Annotated in this window: 7 protein-coding genes and 1 other RNA gene; 3 read left to right on the forward strand and 5 right to left on the reverse strand. The window is 61.1% G+C overall.

Annotated elements, in window-relative coordinates; genetic code table 11:
* From DBR30_RS08300 to DBR30_RS08310, 3 genes are all read right to left on the reverse strand, one after another.
* Positions 1 to 1,014: FAD-dependent monooxygenase (locus DBR30_RS08300; RefSeq protein WP_258224359.1), on the reverse strand; the 1,014-nt coding region annotated here is incomplete at its 3' end.
* A gap of 122 nt (positions 1,015 to 1,136) precedes the next feature.
* Positions 1,137 to 2,360, reverse strand: a complete 1,224-nt coding sequence (gene ubiH / locus DBR30_RS08305) for a 2-octaprenyl-6-methoxyphenyl hydroxylase (protein WP_108588292.1) — start codon at positions 2,358 to 2,360, stop codon at positions 1,137 to 1,139.
* Positions 2,361 to 2,537: 177 nt separating this feature from the next.
* A complete protein-coding gene (locus DBR30_RS08310; protein WP_005346580.1) occupies positions 2,538 to 3,107 on the reverse strand; it encodes a UPF0149 family protein in 570 nt (189 codons plus the stop codon).
* A 173-nt stretch (positions 3,108 to 3,280) separates the two neighbouring features.
* Between DBR30_RS08310 and zapA the strand changes: the two genes are divergently transcribed.
* Both zapA and ssrS read left to right on the forward strand, forming a co-directional pair.
* Positions 3,281 to 3,613 carry a cell division protein ZapA gene (gene zapA / locus DBR30_RS08315; protein WP_005333910.1) on the forward strand — a complete coding sequence of 111 codons (333 nt, stop codon included), beginning with the start codon at positions 3,281 to 3,283 and terminating at the stop codon, positions 3,611 to 3,613.
* Positions 3,614 to 3,629: 16 nt separating this feature from the next.
* Positions 3,630 to 3,811: non-coding RNA, 6S RNA (gene ssrS / locus DBR30_RS08320), on the forward strand.
* Positions 3,812 to 3,976: 165 nt separating this feature from the next.
* On the opposite strand, the gene DBR30_RS08325 is transcribed toward ssrS, so the two are convergent.
* Both DBR30_RS08325 and fdhD read right to left on the reverse strand, forming a co-directional pair.
* Positions 3,977 to 6,268: an FdhF/YdeP family oxidoreductase gene (locus tag DBR30_RS08325; RefSeq protein WP_108542046.1), complete on the reverse strand. Its 2,292-nt coding sequence runs from the start codon at positions 6,266 to 6,268 to the stop codon at positions 3,977 to 3,979.
* On the reverse strand, positions 6,255 to 7,061 hold the full coding sequence (fdhD, locus tag DBR30_RS08330) for a formate dehydrogenase accessory sulfurtransferase FdhD (protein ID WP_181363527.1): 807 nt from the start codon (positions 7,059 to 7,061) through the stop codon (positions 6,255 to 6,257). The genes DBR30_RS08325 and fdhD overlap by 14 nt, the downstream gene beginning before the upstream one ends.
* A gap of 160 nt (positions 7,062 to 7,221) precedes the next feature.
* On the opposite strand from fdhD, the gene DBR30_RS08335 reads away from it, so the two are divergent.
* Positions 7,222 to 8,095, forward strand: an 874-nt coding sequence (locus tag DBR30_RS08335; protein WP_108588295.1) for a LysR family transcriptional regulator, incomplete at its 3' end; no start/stop codon positions are given.

Genomic DNA, 8,095 nt, shown 5'->3' on the forward strand with positions numbered 1-8,095 from the left:
GCGCTCGTAGCTGCGCAGGTTGCCGAGCAGGCCGATATCCTCGCCCGCGGCATGATTTTGCAAGATCTGCTCCGCCAGCGCGGCGGCATCCAGCAGGCCGAGGTTGACCCCCTGTCCTGCCAACGGGTGGATGGTGTGGGCGGCATCTCCCACCAGCACCAACCGCTCGCGAGCAAAATCGCGGGCATAGCGGGCGGTAAGAGGAATCGCGCTGCGCGCCCCCTCCACCTTGCACAGACCGAGCCGGGCATCGAAGGCGGCGGTAAGCTGGCGATTGAACTGCTCGTCATCGCAGGTGCAGAGCACCTCGGCGCGGGCCGCAGGCAGCGACCAGACGATGGAACAGAGGTTCTCTTGCCACAGCGGCAAAAAGGCGAGCGGGCCATCCGGGGTGAAGATCTGGCGTGCAACAGCTTCATGGGGTTCGGCGCAGCGCACCGTCGCCACCAGGGCGTGGTGACCGTAATCCCAGCTGGTGAGCGGGATATCAGCCTGACGGCGCACCCAGGAGTGGGCGCCATCGGCAGCCACCACCAGTTTGGCCGAGATGGCCTGACCATCTTCAAGGAGCAGCAGGGCGCCCGCCGGGCCGCTCTGCAGGCTCTTGGCTCTGGCGGGGGTCAGCAACTGGATATTGCTGGCACCTTCAATTGCCTCAAGCAGCGCCAGCTGGATCACCCGATTCTCGACGATGTGGCCGAGGTTGGCCTGACGCAGGCTGGCGGCATCGAAGTCGATATGGCCAAAACTGTCCTGCTCCCACACCGCCATCTTGTCGTAGGCCTGCAGGCGGCGCGCTTCAATGCCGTCCCAGGCGCCGACATGGCGCAGGATCTGCTGGCTGGCCAGACTCAGGGCGCTGACCCGGTTATCGGCCACCTCCCCCAGCTGCGGGTCGGGCAATTGCCCCTCCACCACCAGCACCTTGAGGGCGCTATGTTTCAGGGCTGCAGCGAGCCCCAACCCCACCATGCCGCCACCGACAATCACCACATCCACATTTTGCATCTGCATCATCTCATCCTTTCAGGGCTGACCGACTGGCCAGCGAGGTGACGCCCGCAGGCATCACCTCTTTATTCAATAGGTTTTGATCAACGAATGGTGGTCAACAGGTTCCACTCAACAAGTGCTGGCTAGTTGCCGCACACATCAGCGACAAAGCCCAGGGTGCGCGAGGCAAGCGGCGCCTTGAGGCACGGGAATCGCCCCATCAGGGTGAGCGCCAGATTGCGCCCCGCCACCAGCGGATCGTGACCATTGGAGAAGAGCTGGGCCAGCGAAGAGGTGAGCCAGACGGTCTGCTCCTGATCGCGCTGACGCTGCTGCCAGTAGCCGCTCAGCACCTTGAAGCTGCCGATATCCTCCCCCTCTGCCAACGCCTTGGCTACGGCGCCGGTAAGCAGGTCGAGATCCCGCATCCCGAGGTTGAAGCCCTGTCCGGCAATCGGGTGCAGGGCGTGGGCGGCATTACCGACCAGCACGGTGCGCTGGGCCAGCGGGTAGTCGCAGGCGGTCAGAATGAGCGGATAGACGTTACGCACGCCGCATCGCTCGAAGCGACCAAGCCGCCAGCCAAAGGCCTGCTGCAGACGGGCAAGAAACGCCGCCTCATCGAGGGCCGTCAGCTCATCCACCTCATGCTGCCCTACGCTCCACACCAGCGAGGAGAGCCCCTCCTGCATCGGCAGCAGGGCCAGCGGCCCCCCTTCGGTAAAACGCTCGAAGGCGCGTCCCTCAGGGTCTTGCGCCGTTTTGACCGTGGCGATGATGGCGTGCTGCTCAAAGTCGTGGCGGGTCACCGGCAACTTGAAGTGCTGACGCACAAAGGAGTTGCCGCCGTCTGCCGCCACCAGCAGGCGGGTCTCAATCTGTTCACCGCTTTCGAGGGTGAGGGTCACCTTCTCCTCATCGGGCGCAATCTCGCTCACCCGGGCCGGACAACAGACCCGGATATTGGGAGAGGCCGCCATCGCCCGTTGCAGCTCCTTGCCAGCGGATGCAAGCTCGATCACCTGGCCCAGCGCGGGCAGACCGTATTCGACAGCCGACAAGCGAGCCTGACCAACGTGGCCCCGATCCGAGACATGGATCTGGGTAATGGGGGCGCAATGGGGGGCAAACAGCGGCCAGAGTCCGCGTCGCAACAGCGCATCACAGGTACCGGCCGAAAGCGCAATGGCGCGGGCGTCGAACCCTGAATGGGTGTGCTGTTCGGGGACGCTTGCCTCCAGCAGCAGGATCTCGAGGGGGGAGCCATCGGATCGAAGCAGGGCTGCCAGCGAGAGGGCCAGCACGGCGCCGCTCATTCCACCGCCGACCAGGGTGACATCGACCTGTCGCACATCAGATTGAGACATAAGCAGAGAGGAAGAAGTGAAAAAGGTGGCCTCATGCTATCACAAAGCCGCTGGCCGAATGCGAGGTCACCGGCAAAAAACCGGTTGCGCCTCACAGGGTTAGCCACCACAAGGGAATAAAAAAGAGCGCCATCAGGCGCTCTTGCAGATTCAGTAAGGGTCTCGTTGACCCGCTCCTCAATGAAGGGTCGGCGGTGCACTCGGGGTATCGGGGCGCTTGCCAAACTCTTCGAAGGCCATCATGACCCCCAGTTTGACGTGTTCGTAGAGCACCAGGAAGGAAGCTTCATTCTCGTCATCTTCCTGATCGAACTCGGCAGAGACCTGAGTGATGCTGGCGATATCCTGGATCATCTCCTGCAGCTCTTCCGACGCGCGGGAGAGCTCCTGCTGCACCACGCCAAAACCGGCCAGAAACGCCTGTGACCAGTCCACCAGCGAATCGATGCGCTCGTCGAGGGGAGCATCATCACTTGGCAGCAGCAGCTCGACGCCCTTCTGGGCCATCAGGCTCTCGACCACATTGTGATAAAGATCGGTCATCACCTGGCGCACCGGGGCCGGCAGGCCGAAACCGTCGTTCACCAGATCATTGAAATGGGGCACCCAACTCTTGTCGTCCAGTGCCACACCGCCGCACACCAGACCGCAGATCACACCATGGGCCTCTACTGCGCTGGCCATCAGCTCATGTTGTTCCATGATGTCGGCCACTGCCGCATATTTAAGGGGGTTCGTTTTGCTCATCGAGGATCCGCTCAAAGTTCAGTCAAATTTGCAGAATTAATGGTCAGGATCCTAGCATTCTCCCTCTTGCAGAGCCAGCAAGGCCTTGAAACTTATGCATCTGCGCTATATAGTCCCGCCCAGTTGTCCACGTGGATAAAGGCGGAAATCAGCTCCGCCGTATTGAGGAAGGCATGAGCACAGAGGCCGTAGAAATCGTCATTTTGGGACGTCCCTACAAGGTATCCTGTCCCTTGGGACAACAGGATGCCCTGCGCCAGGCCGCCGAGCAGCTGACCGACAAGTTGATCGACCTGCGTCAACGCTCCAAAGTCTCCAGCAACGAGCAATTGGCTATCATGGCGGCGCTCAATTTCTGTCATGAGCTCTGCCTTGAAAAAGAGAAGAACCACCAATACTCTGAGACCATGGACAAGCGGATCAAGATGCTGCAGCGCACCATCGAAGCGGCCCTGATCGAGCACGGACAATATGGCGATTCCAGCGAGGAGGGGCAACAGCCCTAATCGCAAACCGTTTTAAAATTCCCTGGGATGTTTGTCAGCCGGTTCAAGTCCCCGAGCCGATATTCATACCAAACAGGGGATCTGCCTTCTGGCTATTGCGCATGCTCGGCACGACCGAGAAGCCTGCGGTCAGATCCGATCCCCGCCTTGAACCGACGGTTCAAGGGCCCAAACCGGCAACGGCATCTCGGGGTACCAACAGCAAAAGCCCGTCACCAGCGTGACGGGCTTTTTCTTTGCCTGATGATCAACGCCCCCTACCCCTTTCAGAGCTGAAAAAATGCCCCGGATGAAAAGCTCACCCGGGGCATCACAGCATTCACAGTGCATGCTGTGTTAGCGCAGCCAGTCGCGTTAGCGCTTCTATTTGACCAGCAACAAATTCTCCTGCTGGCGGGAGGCCGTCACCAGCACCGGGATGGACTTGGAGGTGGGGGTAAACGACCCGGCCCCGATACTGTCGATGGGCACCAGCGGATTGGTCTCCGGGTAATAAGCCGCGATGTTGCCCTGCGGAATGTCATAGATCACCACGCTAAAGCCGGTCACGATGCGCTCACGCCCATCGTTGCAGATGGCCGCCATATCGACCTTGTCCCCTTCGGCAAAACCGAGGCGACGGGCATCCCCTTCGTTCATGAACACCACGTTGCGCTGACCCTTGATGCCGCGATAACGGTCATCCATGCCATAGATGGTGGTGTTGTACTGATCGTGAGAGCGCAGGCTCTGCAACAGCAGGACTGGCTGATCGCGCATCTGTTCGGCATGGCGGGTACACTCAGGCAGCACTGATTGCGGCAGGGTGCTGGCACGAAACTCGGCGCTGCCACTGGCGGTATTCCACGTCAATAGCGCCGCGGAGTTATCGAGATGAAAACCGCACGGCTGCTGGATGCGGGCATTGAAATCGGCAAAACCGGCGATGGTCTGCTCGATAAGATCACGGATACGGGCATAGTCATCGCGCAGAGCCAGCCAGTCGACCCGCTCGCTGCCCACGGTGGCATGAGCCATCCGCGCGACTATGTCGGTCTCGGAGAGGCAGAGCGGCGATACCGGCTCGGCTGCGCCGGTCGAGGCGTGCACCATGCTGAAGGTGTCCTCCACCGTGATCTTCTGGTTGCCCGTGCGCTGGATATCGAGCTCGGTGCGGCCGAGGCAGGGCAGGATCAGCGCCGCCTTGCCCACCTGCAGATGGCTGCGGTTGAGCTTGGTGCTGATCTGCACGTTGAGCTCGGCCTTTTTCATCGCCCCATAGGTGAAGTCGGTATCGGGTGCCGCTGCAGCCAGGTTGCCGCCCAAGCAGATGAGTACTTTGCTCTTGCCCTCATCCAACGCCTTGAGCGCTTCGTACACGTTGTGGCCACGGGCCCGCGGCAGGCTCACCTGCAGGTGATGCTCGAGCCTGTCGATAAAGGCAGCGGTCGGCTTTTCGTTGATACCCATGGTGCGGTTGCCCTGCACGTTGCTGTGGCCCCGTACCGGACAGAGCCCCGCCCCCGGCTTGCCAATCTGGCCGCGCATCAGGTGCAGGTTGACGATTTCACGAATGGTATCGACCGAGTGCAGATGCTGGGTCACCCCCATGGCCCAGCAGCTGATGATACGCTGGCTGGCGGCAAAGACCCGGGCGGCCTGCACGATCTCGGCGCGGGTCAGACCGGATTGCTGCTCGATCATGGCCCAGTCGGTTGCACGCACCTGCGCCTCGTACTCGGCAAAGTGGCGGGTGTGGCGGGCGATAAAATCGCGATCCACCGCCTCCGGCGCCTCTTCCAAGATGTACTTGGCCATGCCACGGATGGCGGCCATGTCGCCACCCAGTTTCGGCGTCAGATATTGGTGGCTGATGGTGGTGGCCGCCGGGGTCAGCAGTTCAAGCGGGCTCTGCGGGCTGGCGAAGCGCTCGAGGGCCACCTCTTTCAAGTTGTTGAAGCTGACGATCTTGCAGCCGCCGCGCGCTGCCTGGCGCAGGGCATTCATCATGCGCGGGTGGTTGGTACCCGGATTCTGGCCATAGACGAACACCGCATCCGCCTGATCGAAATCATCCAGCTCCACAGTCCCCTTGCCGATGCCGACCGACTGGATCAGCGCTACCCCGCTCGCCTCGTGGCACATGTTGGAACAGTCGGGGAAGTTGTTGGTGCCAAACAGGCGACCAAACAGCTGATAAAGATAAGAAGCTTCGTTGCTGGCACGCCCTGAGGTGTAAAACTCCACCTCGTCCGGGCTATTCAGCCCCTTGAGGGTGTCAGCGATCAGGGTGAAGGCGTCGTCCCAGCTTACCGGCTCGTAGTGATCGGTCGCCGGGTTGTAGCGCATCGGCTCGGTCAACCGCCCCTGATACTCGAGCCAGTAGTCGCTCTGGGTGGCCAGCTGGCGCACCGAATGGGCGGCGAAAAACTCGGCCCCCACCGTCTTGCCGGTGGACTCCCAGGCCACCGCCTTGGCGCCGTTCTCACAGAACTGGAAGGTGCCGTGGTCGTTGTCACCCCAGGCACAGCCCGGGCAATCGAAGCCGTCGGTCTGGTTGACCCGCAGCAGGTTCTTGATGTTCTGACGGGTCTTCTGGCTGCGCAGCACCTGTTTCATGGTGGATTGCAGGGACGAAAAACCGCCGGCTTTGGCGGGCTTTTCAATATGACTCATGGCACTCTCCGATGGGATCCGCCGGGCGATAGCTCGAATAGCTGACCGGGGCATCAAACTTGGGAATATGAACGACGTTGAGGTTGTATTTGAGGGCCAGCCTGACCGCCAGCTGGCTGGGCGATGCCAGACAGATAAGATGACGGGCACCAAAGCGGACGGCTTTTTGCACCAGCTCGCTACCGCAACGGCTGGTCACCACCAGGGTGTCGCACGCACTGTGTTGACGCAGCAGCAGGCCGATCAGCTTGTCGAGGGCATTGTGGCGCCCGATATCTTCCCGGCAGTGCAGGATCCGCCCCTCGGCATCCAGCGCCAGCGCCGCATGCAGGGCGCCGTGTTGCTGTCCCTTGAGCTGCCACTGGGCGATCTGCGGGCGCAGCCCCGCCAGCAAGGCCCCATCCAGCGGCGGTGTCAGCGGCAACACCTGCAATGCGGGCAGCGCCTGCTCCACCGCCGCTACGCCGCAGATGCCGCAGCCAGTTGCCCCGGTCAGCCGACGCTTGTTCTCAGCCAAAGCAGCCAGGGAGCGGTTGGCAATGGTCACATCCAGCACAATACCCTGTTCGGCTGGCGCGACCTGGATGTCGTGGACTTCGTGGTTATGCCGGATGATCCCCTCACCAAACAGAAAGCCGACGGCAAAGTCGTCGAGATCGTCCGGGGTCGCCATCATCACCGCGTGGTTGATGCCATTGATGTTGATGGCGACGGCTACCTCCTCCACCAGATGATCCAGTGAAGGCGAGGCAGGCAAATTGACGGGGATGTCGACAGGCGTGTAGGCAGGCATGCAGGTTGGCCTAAAAATGCAAACTGCATTCAAGTTTAGAGAGGCGACTGACGCAAAACCAATGAAATAAATCTATATCCTGATAGAGTTGCTCTATCGAAGATGCTTTTTCAATTGATTAATTTTCAATAGCCGGTTCCACTGCCTCCACTACAACCAGATGAACATCAAGCAACTGCACTACTTTCACGAGCTGGCCAAACACCGGCATTTTGCCAAAGCGGCCAAAGCCTGCCACATCACCCAACCGACCCTCTCGGCCAGCATTACCGCGCTGGAAAAGAGTGTCGGCACCGATCTGGTGGTACGCACCAGCCAGTTTGTCGCCCTGACCGAGGCCGGCGAGCTGGTACGCCAGTATGCCGAACGGATGTTGCTGGAACAGGAGGCGCTCAAGCAGGAGCTGGCCCTGTTCCAAGGCGAACTCTCCGGCACCCTGCGCATCGGCATCGTGCCCCAGTCCAATCTCGACATCATGCCGTTTATCGCCCGCTGCAAGCAGCGCTATCCCGACATCGTCATTCGCCTATCGGTGCTCAGCAACGAAGCCCTGCTATCACAGCTGGAGCTGCATCAGTGCGATATCGGACTGGGATTTGATGAACCCGCCGGGGGAGCTGGCCGGCGCGCCTTTCACGTCTACCCGCAAGGCGCCAACCAGATGGCGGTGCTGATGAACCGTGACGAAGCGGATCAGTTTCCGCGCAGCGGCGACATTGCGCTTGCTGAACTGCAGCAACAGCCGCTGGTGCTGCCCAGCCGCACCATGCAATTTCGCCAATATCTGGATCGCGCCGCCGAGCAGGGGGAAACCTCGCTCAACGTGGTACTGGAGACCGACTCGCTGTTCCATCTGGTCAGCGCCGTACGCCACCGGCTGGGCTGGGCCATCGTCAGCTCCGGTCTCGCCCGCTCTGCCAGCAAGCTCTCGGATCTCGTTTGCCTGCCTCTCGCTCCGCTGGAGAATATCGGCCATACCGCCTTTCTGACCCGCCAACAGAGCATCACCCCCGCCATGCGCGCCTTTCTTGAAC

This window comes from Aeromonas sp. HMWF017 (assembly GCF_003061465.1).
Lineage (GTDB): Bacteria > Pseudomonadota > Gammaproteobacteria > Enterobacterales > Aeromonadaceae > Aeromonas > Aeromonas veronii.

Excerpts from the sequence above, each read along its gene's own strand:
- DBR30_RS08325 (WP_108542046.1), bottom strand. The coding sequence starts at position 6,268 with ATGAGTCATATTGAAAAGCCCGCCAAAGCCGGCGGTTTTTCGTCCCTG.
- DBR30_RS08310 (WP_005346580.1), bottom strand. The coding sequence starts at position 3,107 with ATGAGCAAAACGAACCCCCTTAAATATGCGGCAGTGGCCGACATCATG.
- zapA (WP_005333910.1), top strand. The coding sequence starts at position 3,281 with ATGAGCACAGAGGCCGTAGAAATCGTCATTTTGGGACGTCCCTACAAG.
- fdhD (WP_181363527.1), bottom strand. The coding sequence starts at position 7,061 with ATGCCTGCCTACACGCCTGTCGACATCCCCGTCAATTTGCCTGCCTCG.
- ubiH (WP_108588292.1), bottom strand. The coding sequence starts at position 2,360 with ATGTCTCAATCTGATGTGCGACAGGTCGATGTCACCCTGGTCGGCGGT.